Genomic DNA, 15,882 nt, shown 5'->3' on the forward strand with positions numbered 1-15,882 from the left:
ACCCGTCCCGACAGGGCGCAAACGGCTCGCGCGGGACCGAGTTCGAGTCACGCGGTCGGCCGGCGCGGGGGTCGGTCACGCTCTTGCCGCAGTCCGTCCCAGGCGCTTCACTTGGCCCACCTCCCACAGGAGAACGCCTGCTCACACCTGCAGAAGAGGTAGGTCTCTTGTCAGCCATACGCGCCACCGCCGTCACCGTGGCGGCCTGTGCGGCCGTGCTCACCACCGCGCTGCCGTCCTCGGCCATCAACTCCTACAACGCGACGCCCGCCCCCGAACGCACCGAGGTCGGCGCGCTCGTCGCGACGTGGGACCACGACGACAACCCGGCGACCCCGGACCGGGTCGACTGGGTCTGTTCCGGCACCATGATCGACGCGGACACGTTCCTGACGGCCGCGCACTGCACCACCGACTGGCCGGACAACGTGAAGTTCCACGTCTCGCTGGACCAGGACGTGCAGTCCGGACTCGACGCCGCCGCCAAGAAGTATCCGGGCAACCCGGCAGCCCAGGCGGGCGCCGTAGCCGTCCGGGGCACCGCCCACAGCCACCCCGACTTCCCCGGGCCCGCCTCCGACACGCACGACATCTCGGTGATCGAACTGCCCGCCGCGCAGATGAAGGCCCGCTGGTCCTTCACGCCGGCGACACTGCCGAAGGCCGGCCAGCTCGACGCGCTGGGCCCGCAGGGGCTGAACTCGACCGACTGGTTCGTCGCCGGGTACGGCACCCAGGAGGCGGTGAACGGCCCCGGCGGCCAGACCCACCCCGGCGGCGGCGTTCGGATGAAGGCACCCGTCACTTTCGACGCCCTCAACGACACCTGGGTCCGCCTTGCGATGACCGCGCCGCAGGACAACGGCGGTGCCTGTTACGGCGATTCGGGCGGCCCCAACTTCGCGGTGATCGGAGGCCGGAACGTCCTGGCCGCCACCACGATCACGGGTGACACACCCTGCTACGCGACGAACGTGACGTACCGTCTGGACACCTCGGGCGCTCGCGCGTTCCTGTCGCCCTTCGTGAAGCTTCCGTAGTTCTGGGGCCTTCTGCCCGAACGGGCCGGTACTGGGCCGGCCCGTTCGGGACCACAGAGGAACACCCGTTCCTCACCGCCGACCACCGTCGAACACCCGTCGCCCGCCGATCGCCGGTCTCGTGATTCCCGCCGATGTCCGACGGCCCTCATGGGAGGCTGGTGCGGTGACTTCACCCCATGAAGCGGACGACCGCACCGTCCTGGTCGAACAGCGCAGACAGTTGGCCCGCGGGAGAGACAAGGCCTTGCAAGATCTGCTGAACATGCGAAGTTACGTTGCGGAAGGACGGCGGTCTCCGGAAGACCTCGCGGCAGCCGCCGTCGAGGCAGAGGCCGCCTGCCGCGCGGTGGCCGCGTTCGATGCGGAGCACCCCCACATCCGAACGAATGGAAATGCGGAGGACGACGCTCAGGCGCTGCGTTTTCTGGCCTCGATGACCGGCTTGTGAGAGGACAGACACCCGAGGTACGGCGAAGGGCCGCATCCCCGTCGCCGGGGGTGCGGCCCAACTGCCGTACAGGATCCGTTACTTGCGGATCAGGCTGCGCAGCACGTACTGCATGATGCCGCCGTTGCGGTAGTAGTCGGCCTCACCGGGGGTGTCGATGCGGACGACCGCGTCGAACTCGACGCCCGTGTCGGTGGTGACCTTGACCGTGCGCGGCGTGGTGCCCTCGTTGAGCTCGGTGACGCCGGAGATGGAGAAGGTCTCCTCGCCGGTCAGACCGAGGGACTCGGCGGACCGGCCCTCCGGGAACTGCAGCGGCAGGACGCCCATGCCGATGAGGTTGGAGCGGTGGATGCGCTCGTACGACTCGGCGATGACGGCCTTGACGCCCAGGAGTGCGGTGCCCTTGGCCGCCCAGTCGCGGGACGAACCGGAGCCGTACTCCTTGCCGGCCAGGACGACCAGCGGGATGCCGGCGGCCTGGTAGTTCTGCGAGGCGTCGTAGATGAAGGAGACCGGGCCGCCGTCCTGGGTGAAGTCGCGGGTGTAGCCGCCCTCGGTGCCCGGCGCGATCTGGTTGCGCAGGCGGATGTTGGCGAACGTACCGCGGATCATGACCTCGTGGTTGCCGCGGCGGGAGCCGTAGCTGTTGAAGTCACGACGCTGGACGCCGTGCTCGGTGAGGTACGTGCCGGCCGGGGTGTCGGCCTTGATGGCACCGGCCGGGGAGATGTGGTCGGTGGTGACCGAGTCGCCCAGCTTGGCGAGGACGCGTGCGCCCGAGATGTCGGAGACCGGGGTGGTCTCCATCGTCATGCCCTCGAAGTACGGGGGCTTGCGAACGTACGTCGACTCCGGGTCCCACTCGAAGGTGTTGCCGGTCGGGATCGGCAGCGCCTGCCACTGGGCGTCGCCGGCGAAGACGTCGGAGTAGGACTTGTTGAACATGTCCTCGCCGATGGCGTTCGCCACGACGTCGTTGACCTCGGCCTCGGTCGGCCAGATGTCGGACAGGTAGACCGGCTTGCCGTCCTGGTCCGTGCCCAGGGCGTCCTTGGTGATGTCCACCTTCATGGAGCCGGCGATCGCGTAGGCGACGACCAGCGGCGGGGACGCCAGGTAGTTCATCTTGACGTCGGGGTTGATGCGGCCCTCGAAGTTGCGGTTGCCGGAGAGGACCGAGGTGACGGCGAGGTCGTGGTCGTTGACGGCCTTGGAGACCTCCTCCGGCAGCGGGCCGGAGTTGCCGATGCAGGTGGTGCAGCCGTAGCCGACGAGGTTGAAGCCGACCTTGTCGAGGTACGGGGTCAGGCCCGCCTTGTCGAAGTAGTCGGTGACGACCTTCGAACCCGGGGCGAGGGTGGTCTTGACCCAGGGCTTGCGGGTCAGGCCCTTCTCGACCGCCTTCTTGGCCACCAGGGCGGCGGCGACCATGACGTACGGGTTGGAGGTGTTGGTGCAGGAGGTGATGGCGGCGACCGTCACGGCGCCGTGGTCCAGCGTGTAGGCCGAGCCGTCGGGGGCGGTCACGGTGACCGGGTTGGACGGGGCGCCGTTCGGGATCGAGGAGGGCGCGTCGGAGCTGGGGAAGGACTCCTTGCTGGCCTCGTACTCGTCGCTGACGTAGTTGCGGACGTCCTGCTTGAACTGCTCGGCCGCGTTGGCGAGGACGATGCGGTCCTGCGGGCGCTTCGGGCCGGCGATGGACGGGACGACCGTGGAGAGGTCGAGCTCCAGCTTCTCGGAGAAGTCCGGCTCGGCGGCCGGGTCCAGCCAGATGCCCTGCGTCTTGGCGTACGCCTCGACGAGCGCGACCTGCTGCTCGGAGCGGCCGGTCAGGCGCAGGTAGTTCAGGGTCTCGTCGTCGATCGGGAAGATCGCGGCGGTGGAGCCGAACTCCGGCGACATGTTGCCGATGGTGGCGCGGTTGGCGAGGCTCGTGGCGGCCACACCCTCGCCGTAGAACTCGACGAACTTGCCGACCACGCCGTGCTTGCGGAGCATCTCGGTGATGGTCAGCACCAGGTCGGTGGCGGTGGTGCCGGGCTTCAGCTCGCCGGTCAGCTTGAAGCCGACGACGCGCGGGATGAGCATCGAGACCGGCTGGCCGAGCATCGCGGCCTCGGCCTCGATGCCGCCGACGCCCCAGCCGAGGACGCCGAGGCCGTTGACCATCGTGGTGTGCGAGTCGGTGCCGACCAGGGTGTCGGGGTAGGCCTTGCCGTCGCGGACCATGACGACACGGGCCAGGTGCTCGATGTTGACCTGGTGGACGATGCCGGTGCCGGGCGGGACGACCTTGAACTCGTCGAAGGCGGTCTGGCCCCAGCGCAGGAACTGGTAGCGCTCCTTGTTGCGGCCGTACTCCAGCTCGACGTTCTGCTGGAAGGCGTCGTTGGTGCCGAACTTGTCGGCGATGACGGAGTGGTCGATGACCAGCTCGGCCGGGGCCAGCGGGTTGATCTTCGCCGGGTCGCCGCCGAGCTCCTTGACGGCCTCGCGCATGGTGGCGAGGTCGACGACACAGGGAACGCCGGTGAAGTCCTGCATGATGACGCGGGCCGGCGTGAACTGGATCTCCTGCGAGGGCTGGGCCTGCGAGTCCCAGCCGCCGAGGGCGCGAATGTGGTCGGCGGTGATGTTCGCGCCGTCCTCGGTGCGGAGCAGGTTCTCCAGCAGGACCTTAAGGCTGTAGGGGAGCCGGGCCGAGCCCTCCACCTTGTCCAGGCGGAAGATCTCGTACGACTCGTCGCCCACCTGCAGCGTGCTGCGGGCGTCGAAGCTGTTCGCCGACACGACAGTCTCCTTCATTCATGTGCGCGTACCACCGCATCCTGCCGCCACGCCGTCTTGGCCGATCCGCTAAGGTAAGGCTAAGTTAGGTAACCCTTACTGCCAGACCGGTGAGGGCGTGCGGCCGCGGTGCGCCTCGGCAGATATCTCGATGTCGAGATAACTCTAGTACATGAGGCCGGGATGGTCATGCCCGGCCTCCCTGTGATGTTCTCTGGCGGCGATGCGCCCGAACCGCTTTCCGCCTTTTTCCGCCTTTCAGTACGCCGAGCAGGGGTAGCCGAGAGGGACGGGTTCGCCCGGACAACCCCGAAGGCGGGCAGGCATGCAACTCAGGACGATGTACGACATCGGTGGATTTGCCGGACCTTTCGGAAGGCGTCAAACCCCTTCTCCGCGGCGGCGTTGACATGCCGTCACCCGAATGGACCCCCCAACAGGCGCCATCTCATATCTGAGATAACCTCAACCCCATGGCAGACGACTACCTCGTACGCATCGGCAAGCTCATCCGTGACGCCCGGCAGCACCGGGGCTGGACACAGTCGCAGCTTGCCGAGGCGCTCGGAACCAGCCAGAGCGCCGTCAATCGCATCGAGCGCGGCAACCAGAACATCAGCCTTGAGATGATCGCCCGTATCGGTGAAGCCCTGGACAGCGAAATCGTCTCCCTGGGCTACTCGGGCCCGATGCATCTCAGGGTGGTCGGCGGTCGCCGGCTGTCCGGGGCCATCGATGTGAAGACGAGCAAGAACGCGTGCGTGGCACTGCTGTGCGCCTCACTGCTCAACAAGGGCCGCACGGTACTGCGTCGGGTCGCCCGCATCGAGGAGGTGTACCGCCTGCTGGAGGTACTCGGCTCCATCGGCGTGCGCACCCGCTGGATCAACGACGGCATCGACCTGGAGATCGTGCCGCCGGCCGACCTCGACCTCGACTCCATCGACGCGGAGGCGGCCCGCCGCACCCGGTCCATCATCATGTTCCTCGGCCCGCTGCTGCACCGCATGGACCGCTTCATGCTGCCCTACGCCGGCGGCTGCGACCTCGGCACCCGGACCGTCGAGCCGCACATGATCGCGCTGCGCCGGTTCGGCCTGGACATCGCGGCGACGGAGGGCCAGTACCACGCCCTGGTCGACCGCTCCGTCCGCCCCGACCGCCCGATCGTGCTGACCGAGCGCGGGGACACGGTCACCGAGAACGCGCTGCTGGCCGCCGCCCGCCACGACGGCGTGACCACGATCCGCAACGCCTCCTCCAACTACATGGTCCAGGACCTGTGTTTCTTCCTGGAGGCGCTCGGCGTCAAGGTCGAGGGCATCGGCACCACCACGCTCACCGTGCACGGCATGCCGAACATCGACGTCGACGTCGACTACTCCCCCTCCGAGGACCCGGTCGAGGCGATGAGCCTGGTCGCCGCCGCCGTCGTCACGGAGTCGGAACTGACGGTGCGTCGGGTACCGATCGAGTTCCTCGAGATCGAGCTCGCGGTCCTGGAGGAGATGGGCCTCGACCACGACCGCACGCCCGAGTACGTCGCCGACAACGGCCGTACGCGACTGGTGGACCTCACCGTCAAGCCCTCCAAGCTGGAGGCGCCGATCGACAAGATCCACCCGATGCCGTTCCCCGGCCTGAACATCGACAACGTGCCGTTCTTCGCGGCGATCGCGGCCTCCGCACAGGGCAAGACCCTCATCCACGACTGGGTCTACGACAACCGCGCGATCTACCTGACCGACCTCAACCGCCTCGGCGGCCGCCTCCAGTTGCTGGACCCGCACCGCGTCCTGGTCGAGGGCCCGACCCGCTGGCGCGCCGCCGAGATGATGTGCCCACCGGCCCTGCGCCCCGCGGTCGTCGTCCTGCTGGCGATGATGGCGGCGGAGGGCACGTCCGTGCTGCGCAACGTGTATGTCATCAACCGGGGTTACGAGGATCTGGCCGAGCGGCTGAACTCGATCGGGGCGCAGATCGAGATCTTCCGGGACATCTAGCGAGCAGGACAGACCGGCGAAAATGCCACGCGTCCTCGTTCGACCGAGGCCCCGTCACTCTTCTCGGAGAGTCGCGGGGCCTCGCTCTGTTCGCCTGACGACGGTCGGTGTGATCCGGTACCTCTGGACTGCGACAACACCTTGTCGTCGACCTGGTGTCGGCAGAGTCCGGGCTACTCCTGCCCGGCCCGCGGCGACGGCCCGTACTCGGCGATCGGCTGCGCGAGCCGGTCGGCCACGTGGGCCAGCCAGCCGCTCGGGGTGTACGGGGCGGGCGGGTCAACCTCCATGCCCAGCTCACCGACGGCCAGCGCCCACTGGGCGGTTTCCCGGCCGGGATAGGTGGCGGACCGGTTCACGGACGGCACGGCAGACGGGACCTCTGGTGGATCTCGGGTCAGGGCAGTGCGACGTGTTCCTGCTGCATGTGGTCGTCGACGGCCCGGAGCAGGTCACGCAGCGCCTGGGGGGTCGCCCAGCCGACGACGGGGGACAGGCTGTCCTGCATGGCCCGCTCCCCCGGGAAGAGCACCAGCGCGGACTGGGCCTCCGCGGCGAGCGAAGCCAGGAACTCACCGCAGTAGGGATGTTCGGAATCGATCGCGGCCTCCAGGGACTCCTCAAGGGTCGCGAATTCCCCCTCGTACACCCAGTTGACTCCGAAGCCGGAAAGCTGGGGGAATCTGACGTCGATCTCCCAGCGGGACAAAGGGAGTTCGTCGTAGTCGTCCTGCGGGTCCTGTTCTAGGGCGCGGAGCTTCTCCGCCAGGGAGTGCAGGTACGCGGCGGCGTCCGCTCCGGCGCCGGCTCGCTCCAGGAGCTGCCGGAATTCCCGGGGCGGGGCTTCTGTGCCGTCGGCGCAGAGACCGGCGACATGGTCGAGCAGCGCGGTCACGGTGGCGAGCGGGCACATCCAGTCCGTGGCGACGGTCGCGCGCGTGGTCCGGATGAAACGCCGCAGCTCCGTGTCGAGGAACAGCGATCCCTCGGAGTTCCGCACCGTGGCGGCGAGCTCCAGGACCCTTCTCATCGGGCCGTCGATGAAGAGACGCGTGGTGTACAGGATCAAGCCGTCACCGTCCTCGTTGCCACGTGAGGCCGGCTGTGAGGGAGGCGACGATCTCGTCCATCGGAGCGGGGTTCTCGGTGGCGACGTCGAGGTCGCGGCTGAAGCGTTCGACCAGGCCGTGGGCCTGCACGGCGTATCCGCCGGTGAGAACCAGAGGACAGGGGGAGCCGAGGTCGAGGATGTCGGCAAGGAGACGCTCGTGGAGCGGGGTGGGCTTCACGCGGCGGTCGTGCCGGCCGGAGCAGTGCGGGGCAGTTCGGGGAAGGCGTCCTCCCAGACCTCGCGGATGCAGGGGCTGACCAAGCGACGCAGAACGGGCCACTGCTCGGCCGGCAGCCGGTGGTGAAGGAAAGCCGCCAGGTCCTCGCGCAGGCCCTCGGCGAGGACCGTCCGGTAGAGCGTCATGCGGGACTTCGGGCGGTCCGGACTGTAGCTCGTCCGCCCGGACCAGACGATGTGCAGCGGCAGGTCGACAGTGCCCTCGACCGGGCCGGCCGGCTCCTGCAGGCGCTCGGGCAGCCGACTGCGGTAACGGTCCCGCAGCACCTCGGCGCGGGGGCGGTGGTCGTCGCAACCATGCATCCAGTATCGCTGGTGGGAGGCGGCGACAAGCGCATCGGGGAGAACGCCGGCACCGCCGACGTCGCCCTGACCGACGCCGGCCTCGCCGCGATCGACGAGATCCTCCCCCACGGCGGCTTCGGCGCCCCGAGGGCCCCGGCAGCGCTGCGCACCTGCCGTCTGGAGCCGACGCCCCGGTACGAACACCGCGTCAGGAGGCGTTCAACTCCTCGACGGCACCGGCAGCGCTGCGCACCTGCCGTCTGGAGCCGACGCCCCGGTACGAACACCGCGTCAGGAGGCGTTCAACTCCTCGACGGCACCGGCTACGCGCTGCCCGAGGTGCTGACCCGCTGCAACGGCTCCTGAACCACCATGCACCGCCCCCGGCGCGAAGCATTTCTGAGCCTGGCGCAATTTCGTCTTGCGCTTGGCCGCCCCTCCCTCTTCACAGGACCCTATAAGGGTAGGCTAACCTACCTGCCGTGAATGCCGGTGATGAGATCTCTGCGGCCATGCGTCCCCGCGGCCATGAACTGTCGGCCACGGGTGTCACCGTGGCGTACGACGGCGTGGACGTCGTGCACGACGCTTCGTTGGCGCTGCGGCCCGGCGAGGTGACCGTCCTGGTGGGTCCGAACGGCAGCGGGAAGTCGACGCTGCTGCGTACGCTCGCGCGGCTGCAGCGGCCCCGGACCGCCACGCTCGTCATCGACGCCGACATCGACGGCCTGGCTCTGACGTCTCGTGAGTTCTCGCGCCATGTGGCCCTGTTGACCCAAGGACGCCCCACCCCCAGCGGGCTGACCGTACGGGACGTCGTCGAGTTCGGCCGCTACCCCTACCGGGGCCGCTGGGGCAGGGCGGATCCGGACGGCCGGGCGGCGGTGGACCGTGCGCTCGTCATGACGGGCGTCACGGAGCTCGCCGAGCGCGGCGTCGAACACCTCTCCGGAGGGCAGCTCCAGCGCGTCTGGCTGGCCGGCTGCCTGGCGCAGGAGACCGGTGTGCTGCTGCTCGACGAGCCGACGACCTATCTCGATCTGCGGTACCAGATCGAGCTGTTGGACCTCGTCCGCGACCTGGCGGACGAGCACGGGATCGCCGTCGGTGCCGTCCTGCACGACCTCGACCAGGCTGCGGCCGTCGCCGACCGGATCGTGCTGCTCCACAAGGGCCGGGTCGTCGCCGACGGCCTCCCCCAGGACGTACTGACACCGGAGCGGCTGACCGACACGTACGGCATCCGCGTCGAGGTCGACACCGACCCGCTCACGGGCCGGCTGCGCACCCGCGCGATCGGCCGACACCACACGCGAAGCGAAAGGCTCACCACACCCTCATGAGACGCCTCCTGATGACCGCGGCGGCCGCCACCGCCGCGGCCCTTGCCCTGACCGCCTGCGGCACGACCGAGCCCGCCGCCGACAGCAACGACGCGAAGAAGGCCGGCGAGGGCATCACGCTCACCGATGCCTCCGGTGCGAAGGTCGAACTCGACGGGCCGGCCAAGAAGGTCGTCGGAACCGAGTGGCACGAAGTCGAGCTCCTGATATCGCTGGGGGTCGACCCGGTCGGCGTCGCCGACGTCAAGGGCTACCAGACCTGGGACCAGGCGGTGCCGCTGAAGAACGAGCCCAAGGACATCGGCACCCGCGGCGAGCCCAGCATGGACACCATCGCCGCCCTGTCGCCGGACCTCATCGTCGCCAGCACCGACCTGCCGCCGGCCGCCGTGAAGCAGCTGCGCAAGGTCGCCCCGGTCGTGGAGGTGCAGTCCGCCAACGCCGCCGACCCGATCGGGCAGATGAACAAGAACCTCGACCTCCTCGCGCAGGCCACCGGCACCACCGAGCAGGCCGAGAAGATCAAGAAGGACTTCGACGCCAAGATCGCCGAGGGCAAGAAGGCCCTCGCGGACGCCGGTCTCGACGGCGCCAAGTACGCCTTCGCCGACGGCTACGACATCTCCAACCAGGTCTCGATCCGGCCGTTCACCAGCGGCTCGCTCATCGGCGCGGTCAACGAACAGCTCGGCCTGAAGAACGACTGGACGGTCGAAGGCGACAAGGACTACGGGCTCGGCACCACCGACGTCGAGGGACTCACCAAGCTGAGCGACGACGTCCGGTTCGCCTACATCGGCAACGACGGCGACAAGAGCAGCACCCCGTTCACCGACGCCCTGGCCAAGGACAAGGTGTGGACCTCGCTGCCGTTCGTGAAGAAGGGCAACGTGCACCGGCTGCCCGACGGCATCTGGATGTTCGGCGGTCCCGAGTCGATGGGGCAGTACATCGACTCCGTCGTCGCCGCGCTGACGAAGTAACCGATGGCCGTCACCGCAACGACCCCCGCCACCCGTCCGTCGGCGGCCACGTCCCGGACGGGCGCGGCCGCGGTGACGGCCGCCCTGGCCCTGCTGGTCGCGGCCCTCGCGGTCGTGGACATCACGCAGGGCACGGCCGCCGTCGGCGCCGGTGAGGTGTGGAAGGCGCTCACCGGCCGGGCCGACCCCGCCGACGCCTCCGTCGTCATCGCCTCCCGGCTGCCGAGGGCGGCCGCGGGGCTGCTCGTCGGGGCCGTCCTCGGAATGGCGGGCGCCGCCCTGCAGGCGGTCAGCCGCAACGTACTCGCCTCACCCGACACCCTCGCGGTGAACGCCGGCTCCTATCTGGCCCTCGGCCTGGCCGCGGTCACCGGTGTCTCGCTCCCGCTGTTCGCCTCCTCCGGCGTCGCGTTCGTCGGCGGCCTCGCGGCGGCGGCCGTCGTGCTCGGCCTGTCCGGCCTGGGCGCGGGCACCGTCCGGCTCGTACTCGCCGGCAGTGCCCTCACCCTCGGCCTCACCGCCATCACCGAGGGGCTCCTCCTGCTGTTCCCCCAGCAGACCGAGGGCCTCTACCAGTGGAACCAGGGCAGCATCTCCCAGAACGGCTTCGACGGCGTGCTGCAGATGGCGCCGCTCGCAGTCGCCGGGCTCGTCGGGCTGCTCCTCGTCGCCCGCCGGGTCGACGCCCTGGCCCTCGGTGACGACGCCGCCCGCGGCCTCGGCGTCCCGGTCCGTCCCACCCGGATCACCGCGGTCGTGCTCGCGGCGCTGCTCTCCGCGGCGGCCGTCACCCTCGCCGGACCGATCGGCTTCGTCGGCCTGTGCGCCCCCGCCCTCGTGCGCCCCCTCGCCCGCAGATTCCGTGCGTTCACCCGGGCGCGCGCGAGCCTTTCCCTCGCGGGCCTGACCGGTGCCGCGCTGGTGCTCGGCTCGGACGTACTCCTGCGCGCCGTCGTACCGGCGGACGTCGCGGTCGCCGTACCGACGGGCGTCGCCACCAGCCTCGTCGGCGCGGTGTTCCTGATCGTGATGGCCACCCGGGTCCGGGACACCGCGGGAGCCGCCGCATCCGAACGGCTGCGCATCCGGAGCCGGGCCGTCTTCCTGACCACCACGGCCGTCCTGGTGGCCGTCGTCGTCGGCGTGACGATCGCCGCCGTACTGCTCGGTGACAGCAAGCTGTTGCTGGGCGACGTGGTCAACTGGGCCCAGGGCAGGGCAGGACGGACCGTCGGCTTCGTCCTGGACACCCGGGTGCCCCGGGTGCTCGCGGCACTCCTCGCCGGCGCGGCCCTCGCCCTGGCCGGGACCCTGGTCCAGGCCGTGACCCGCAATCCGCTCGCGGAACCCGGCATCCTGGGCGTCTCCGGTGGAGCCGCACTCGGCGCCGTGCTCCTCGTCACGACGGCGCCCGTGGCCGGATCGTGGAGCCTGGCCGGCGCGGCGTTCGCGGGCGCCGCGATCAGCTCCGTCGTCGTCTTCGGCCTCGCCGCACGAGGCGGGTTCCAGCAGAACCGGCTCGTCCTCGTCGGGTTCGGCGTCGCCACCGGGACCGCCGCACTGATCAGCCTGCTCATCGTCCTCACCGACCCGTTCAACGCGACGAAGGCCCTGACCTGGCTGTCGGGCTCCACCTACGGCCGAACCCTGCCGGACGTCGTCCCGCTCGCGGCCGTGCTCACCGTGGGCGTGCTCGTCGCGGTGCTGCGGCGGACCGAACTCGACCTCATATCGCTCGACGAGGACACCCCCAGACTCCTGGGGCTCAACCTGTCACGCGGCCGCCTGGGCTTCCTCGTGCTGAGCGTCCTGCTCAGCGCCACCGCCGTGGCCGCCGCGGGCACGATCGGCTTCGTGGGGCTCGTGGCACCGCATGCGGCCCGGGCCCTGGTGGGCCGGCAGCATGCCCGGGTGGTCCCGGTGGCGGTGCTCCTGGGCGCGGTGCTCGTCTGCACCGCGGACCTGACGGGCCGAACCGTGATCGCGCCGGCTCAGCTGGGCGCCGGCCTGATGACCGCCGTGATCGGCACCCCGTACTTCCTCCATCTGCTCATGCGCGGCCGCCGGTAGGCGCGAAGGCCACCCGCCGCTTGAACGGCGCCGGGGAACCTGCAGGACACCGTATCGAGCTGGTTGGTGCGGGGCTCCGCCCACGCCGCCGCCGACGCCTCTGCAGAGGGTCGGGGTCCATCTGGCCGTATTTCGCGCCCGGTTGGAGAGGGCGACCACGGTCGGCGGTGAACGGTGAGCCCGACCTCGGTGTTATCTTCCCTATGTTTCCTATCGACTTACTAGGAAAGCGTTGACGGCCTTTCCAGCGGGTGCGCAGGATGATGTCGCCGACCTTGAGGAGGCCACCACCATGGGCGTTGCCACTGCGCCGTCCGGCCCCGCCGCGGAATCCGACCGGACCGGGCCCGGCCGTGCGCACTGGCTGCGCGTCGCCCGTGAGACGGCGGACGACCTGGCCACGGACGCGGTGGCCAGGGAGCAGGCGGGCAAGGTCCCGTTCGACGAGGTGTCCCGGCTGCGCGAGTCGGGTCTGTTGACGCTCCTCATACCGGCCGAGCTCGGAGGAGGAGGCGCGGACTGGGCCACGGCCTACGCCGTCGTCCGGGAGATCGCCGCGGCCGACGGCGCGATCGGTCAACTGCTCGGCTGTCACTACTTCCTGTCGTGGAGCGCCCGGTTCTTCACCGAGCCTTCGCTCGCCGCCCAGGTCGAGCGGCAGTCCGCGGTCGAGCAGTGGTGCTGGGGCGGTGGTTTCGCCCGTCAGGAACCGCCTCTGACGCTGGCCAGGACAGCCGACGGCCATGTGCTCGACGGCCGGCAGAGCTACGCCACCGGAGTCCTGGTCGCCGACCGCCTCGCCGTGCGGGCCGTGCGGGCCGACACTGGCGAACCACTCGCCGTCGTCGTCGATCCCGCCCGTCACGGCGTGGGGGTCGACGGCGGCGCCGACACCTTCGGCCAGCGGCTCGCGGCCGGCGGAAGCGTGGAGTTCGACGCCGTACCGGTCGCCGCCGACGACGTACTCGGCTCCCTGTCCGCGGACGAGGACGTCCTGTCGCCCCGGCGCGCACTGGCATCGCCGATCGGGCGCCTCCTCTCGGTCCAGCTCCGTCTCGGCATGGCTGAGGGAGTGCTCGCCGAAGCCCGTGAGTACAGCAGGACGGGCCACTCACCCTGGCACCCCGCCTGGCCGGCCGGCTCTCCCCAGGACCCGCAGGCGCTGACCGCCTACGGAGAACTCACCGTCCTCACCCGCTCCGCCTCCGCACTCACCGAGCAGGCACTGGAAGCCGTGCACGGCGGGCTGGCACGCGGCGAAGACCTCACCTACGACGAGTACGCGGAGATCTCCGTCCTCGTGGCCATGGCCGAAGCCGCCGCCTCCAGGGCTGCGCAGGAGTCGACCGCCCGCGCCCTCGACGTCATCGGCGCCCGCTCCGCGTCCTCGCGGCTGGGCTTCGACCGCTTCTGGCGCAATGCCCGGACCCACACCCTGTACGAGCCCGTCACTCACCGGCTCCGCGATGTCGGGGACTATTTCCTCAACGGTGCGCACCCTCCGTTCGTTCTGCCTGTCTGAGCCTGCGATGCCCTCGTTTTCCGGCAATTGTGAACGCCGCACTTCACTCACATGTCGGGCGGTTGAGAATACGAGACGCCCGCGCGGGCGACATTGACTTGGCCGGTCCTCGCGGCAACTCTCATGACTGTGAGCAAGTCCGAGAACCTCGCCGCCCGCCCGCACGTCGATCTGCGACGTCAGGCCAGCGCCATCTGTGCCGCCGGCCGCTGAACAGGCTGACGGGCACCGCTCTCCCACTCCTTTTCGCAGTCGGCCACCACGGCCGTACCTCTGTTGTCGTGGACGACTGATTCCCCGCAGGAATTCCTGACGGCCCTCTGTCCCCTTTTGGTGCCCGCTTTCTTGCGCCCAACTGCTTCGCCGATCACCTCCTGAAAGGAACACCCGCACATGACCACCAGCACCGCCTTCGACATCCGCAGGATCGGCGGCCGTATCGGCGCCGAGATCCTCGGCGTGGATCTCTCCACCGACCTCGACCCCGCCGTCGTCACCGAGATCAACTCCGCGCTCCTGGAACACAAGGCACTCGTCTTCCGCGACCAGAACCGCTGCGCCAACTGGCGGACAAGCTGTGGGCGGTGCACACCAACGACTACGACCACGCCGCCCCGAAGAGCGAGAAGGCGGCCGAGCACCGCAGGCGGTTCGTCTCCCGGAAGTACCGCACCGCCCACCCGGTCGTCCGCGTCCACCCCGAGACCGGGGGGCGCGGGCTGTTCATCGGCGGCTTCGCCACGAGCATCGTCGGCCTCGGCTCCTCCGACTCCCGCGACCTGCTGCGCATCTTCCAGTCGTACGTCACCCGCCCGGAGAACATCGTGCGCGTGGCCTGGACGCCGGGCGACCTCGTCCTGTTCGACAACCGCATCACCCAGCACTACGCCCCCGACGACTACGGCGACCTGCCGCGCCTGCTGCACCGGGTGACCGTCGCGGGCGACGTCCCGGCCGGCGTCGACAGCACCCTCAGCCACGTCGTCGAGGGCGACGACGCCGCCCACTACACGCCCGCCGCGGCCTGAGCACCGCACCCGCCACGCGCGGCCGCCGGGCAGGGGGCTCCGCTCCCGCCCGGCGGCCCGCCGGTAGCGGATACCGGCCGAAGCCTTACGGAATAATGTGCGCATGCGGATCTCAGCCAGGGCGGACTACGCGGTACGTGCCGCGCTGCAGCTTGCCGCGTCACGGGACGACGGGCCACTGAAGGCCGAGGCCATCGCCGATGCGCAGGACATCCCGCACAAGTTCCTCGAGAGCATCCTGAACGACATGCGCCGAGGCGGTCTCGTCGTCAGCCAGCGCGGCGGCAACGGCGGCTACCGGCTGGCCAGGCCCGCCGAGTCCATCAGCATCGCCGACGTCATCCGCGTCGTGGACGGGCCGCTCGTCTCGGTGCGTGGGGTCCGCCCGCCCGAGCTGTCCTACACCGGCCCCGCCGAGTCGCTGCTCCCCCTGTGGATCGCGCTGCGGTCCAACGTGCGCGAGATCCTCGAGGGCGTCTCGCTCGCCGACGTCGCATCGGCCCAACTACCCGCCGACGTATCCGCGTTGACCGACGCTCCGAGCGCCTGGGTGAACCCCTGACACGCCGGGCCGCCACCAACTGCCGATCCCACACCGCGATATAGCGGCGTCCATCATGCGAACACCCCCTTGGGGCGCGCGCCACCTTCTGCCACGATCCCTATCAGCCAGGTAGGAAAACTAGGGATCTGTGGGGGTGGCGGCCTTGGGAACGCGCGACCGCACAGACCAGTTGCTGCTCCTTCTGACCTCGCGTCGGCACATCGACCTCGGCCGTACGTCCAGTGCCATCTGTCGGCCCCTCTGACGCCACAGAACCTGGCTCTCTCTCCAGAACCAGCACTGCCTCATCGCTGCCCCGCCTCTGCCGGCGGAGCACACCCCTCGGCGCCTTCGTACCTCCCTGATCACCATCCTCTGAGAGGACACCTCCGTGTCTGCCGCAAGACCGCTCACCGCCCTGCGCACCCTCGCCGTCATAGCCGCGCTTCCCCTCCTGCTCACCGCCTGCGGC

The 15,882-nt window shown here is 69.8% G+C and carries 16 protein-coding genes and 1 pseudogene; 12 read left to right on the top strand and 5 right to left on the bottom strand.

Annotation, left to right across the window (positions count from 1 at the left end):
• Positions 1-167 precede the first annotated feature (167 nt).
• Both ACFV7R_RS06390 and ACFV7R_RS06395 read left to right on the top strand, forming a co-directional pair.
• Positions 168-1,040 (top strand): trypsin-like serine protease, encoded by an 873-nt coding sequence (locus tag ACFV7R_RS06390; RefSeq protein ID WP_385260523.1) that lies wholly within the window; start codon positions 168-170, stop codon positions 1,038-1,040.
• 166 nt (positions 1,041-1,206) lie between these two features.
• Positions 1,207-1,491 carry a hypothetical protein gene (locus ACFV7R_RS06395; protein WP_385260525.1) on the top strand — a complete coding sequence of 95 codons (285 nt, stop codon included), beginning with the start codon at positions 1,207-1,209 and terminating at the stop codon, positions 1,489-1,491.
• Positions 1,492-1,569: 78 nt separating this feature from the next.
• Here ACFV7R_RS06395 and acnA read toward each other — a convergent pair whose 3' ends face one another.
• Entirely contained in the window at positions 1,570-4,287 is a 2,718-nt protein-coding gene (gene acnA / locus ACFV7R_RS06400; protein ID WP_385260528.1) for an aconitate hydratase AcnA, read from the bottom strand.
• A gap of 470 nt (positions 4,288-4,757) precedes the next feature.
• Here acnA and ACFV7R_RS06405 point away from each other — a divergent pair, with 470 nt between their 5' ends.
• Positions 4,758-6,287: a helix-turn-helix domain-containing protein gene (locus ACFV7R_RS06405; RefSeq protein ID WP_385260529.1), complete on the top strand. Its 1,530-nt coding sequence runs from the start codon at positions 4,758-4,760 to the stop codon at positions 6,285-6,287.
• A gap of 173 nt (positions 6,288-6,460) precedes the next feature.
• Here ACFV7R_RS06405 and ACFV7R_RS06410 read toward each other — a convergent pair whose 3' ends face one another.
• The 4 genes and pseudogenes from ACFV7R_RS06410 to ACFV7R_RS06425 form a co-directional block, all read right to left on the bottom strand.
• Positions 6,461-6,646, bottom strand: coding sequence for a hypothetical protein (locus ACFV7R_RS06410; RefSeq protein WP_385260532.1), 186 nt, complete (start codon positions 6,644-6,646; stop codon positions 6,461-6,463).
• A 38-nt stretch (positions 6,647-6,684) separates the two neighbouring features.
• On the bottom strand, positions 6,685-7,356 hold the full coding sequence (locus tag ACFV7R_RS06415) for a hypothetical protein (RefSeq protein WP_385260535.1): 672 nt from the start codon (positions 7,354-7,356) through the stop codon (positions 6,685-6,687).
• Between the two features lie 25 nt (positions 7,357-7,381).
• Positions 7,382-7,576 (bottom strand): annotated as a pseudogene (locus tag ACFV7R_RS06420) (nucleotidyl transferase AbiEii/AbiGii toxin family protein); the annotation flags it as partial.
• Positions 7,573-7,938, bottom strand: a complete 366-nt coding sequence (locus ACFV7R_RS06425; RefSeq protein ID WP_385260537.1) for a hypothetical protein — start codon at positions 7,936-7,938, stop codon at positions 7,573-7,575. The gene ACFV7R_RS06425 and the pseudogene ACFV7R_RS06420, both read right to left, overlap by 4 nt.
• Here ACFV7R_RS06425 and ACFV7R_RS06430 point away from each other — a divergent pair.
• The 9 genes from ACFV7R_RS06430 (at position 7,933) to ACFV7R_RS06470 (ending at position 15,675) form a co-directional block, all read left to right on the top strand.
• A complete protein-coding gene (locus tag ACFV7R_RS06430; RefSeq protein WP_385260539.1) occupies positions 7,933-8,286 on the top strand; it encodes a hypothetical protein in 354 nt (117 codons plus the stop codon). The genes ACFV7R_RS06425 and ACFV7R_RS06430 overlap by 6 nt on opposite strands.
• A 146-nt stretch (positions 8,287-8,432) precedes the next feature.
• Complete coding sequence (locus ACFV7R_RS06435; RefSeq protein WP_385260601.1) at positions 8,433-9,263, top strand: ABC transporter ATP-binding protein; 831 nt, start codon at positions 8,433-8,435, stop codon at positions 9,261-9,263.
• Positions 9,260-10,246 (top strand): iron-siderophore ABC transporter substrate-binding protein, encoded by a 987-nt coding sequence (locus ACFV7R_RS06440; protein ID WP_385260542.1) that lies wholly within the window; start codon positions 9,260-9,262, stop codon positions 10,244-10,246. The genes ACFV7R_RS06435 and ACFV7R_RS06440 overlap by 4 nt, the downstream gene beginning before the upstream one ends.
• A gap of 3 nt (positions 10,247-10,249) precedes the next feature.
• Positions 10,250-12,316, top strand: coding sequence for an iron ABC transporter permease (locus ACFV7R_RS06445; protein ID WP_385260543.1), 2,067 nt, complete (start codon positions 10,250-10,252; stop codon positions 12,314-12,316).
• 292 nt (positions 12,317-12,608) lie between these two features.
• Positions 12,609-13,838: an acyl-CoA dehydrogenase family protein gene (locus ACFV7R_RS06450; RefSeq protein WP_385260545.1), complete on the top strand. Its 1,230-nt coding sequence runs from the start codon at positions 12,609-12,611 to the stop codon at positions 13,836-13,838.
• Between the two features lie 123 nt (positions 13,839-13,961).
• Positions 13,962-14,051: a putative leader peptide gene (locus tag ACFV7R_RS06455; protein WP_385260547.1), complete on the top strand. Its 90-nt coding sequence runs from the start codon at positions 13,962-13,964 to the stop codon at positions 14,049-14,051.
• Between the two features lie 371 nt (positions 14,052-14,422).
• Positions 14,423-14,866, top strand: a complete 444-nt coding sequence (locus ACFV7R_RS06460; protein WP_385260549.1) for a TauD/TfdA dioxygenase family protein — start codon at positions 14,423-14,425, stop codon at positions 14,864-14,866.
• A gap of 103 nt (positions 14,867-14,969) precedes the next feature.
• Positions 14,970-15,428, top strand: coding sequence for an RrF2 family transcriptional regulator (locus tag ACFV7R_RS06465; protein ID WP_385260552.1), 459 nt, complete (start codon positions 14,970-14,972; stop codon positions 15,426-15,428).
• Between the two features lie 136 nt (positions 15,429-15,564).
• A complete protein-coding gene (locus tag ACFV7R_RS06470; protein ID WP_385260553.1) occupies positions 15,565-15,675 on the top strand; it encodes a putative leader peptide in 111 nt (36 codons plus the stop codon).
• Positions 15,676-15,882: the final 207 nt, after the last annotated feature.

The sequence above is a fragment of the Streptomyces sp. NPDC059866 genome, assembly GCF_042731325.1.
Classification (GTDB): Bacteria; Actinomycetota; Actinomycetes; order Streptomycetales; family Streptomycetaceae; genus Streptomyces; species Streptomyces flavusporus.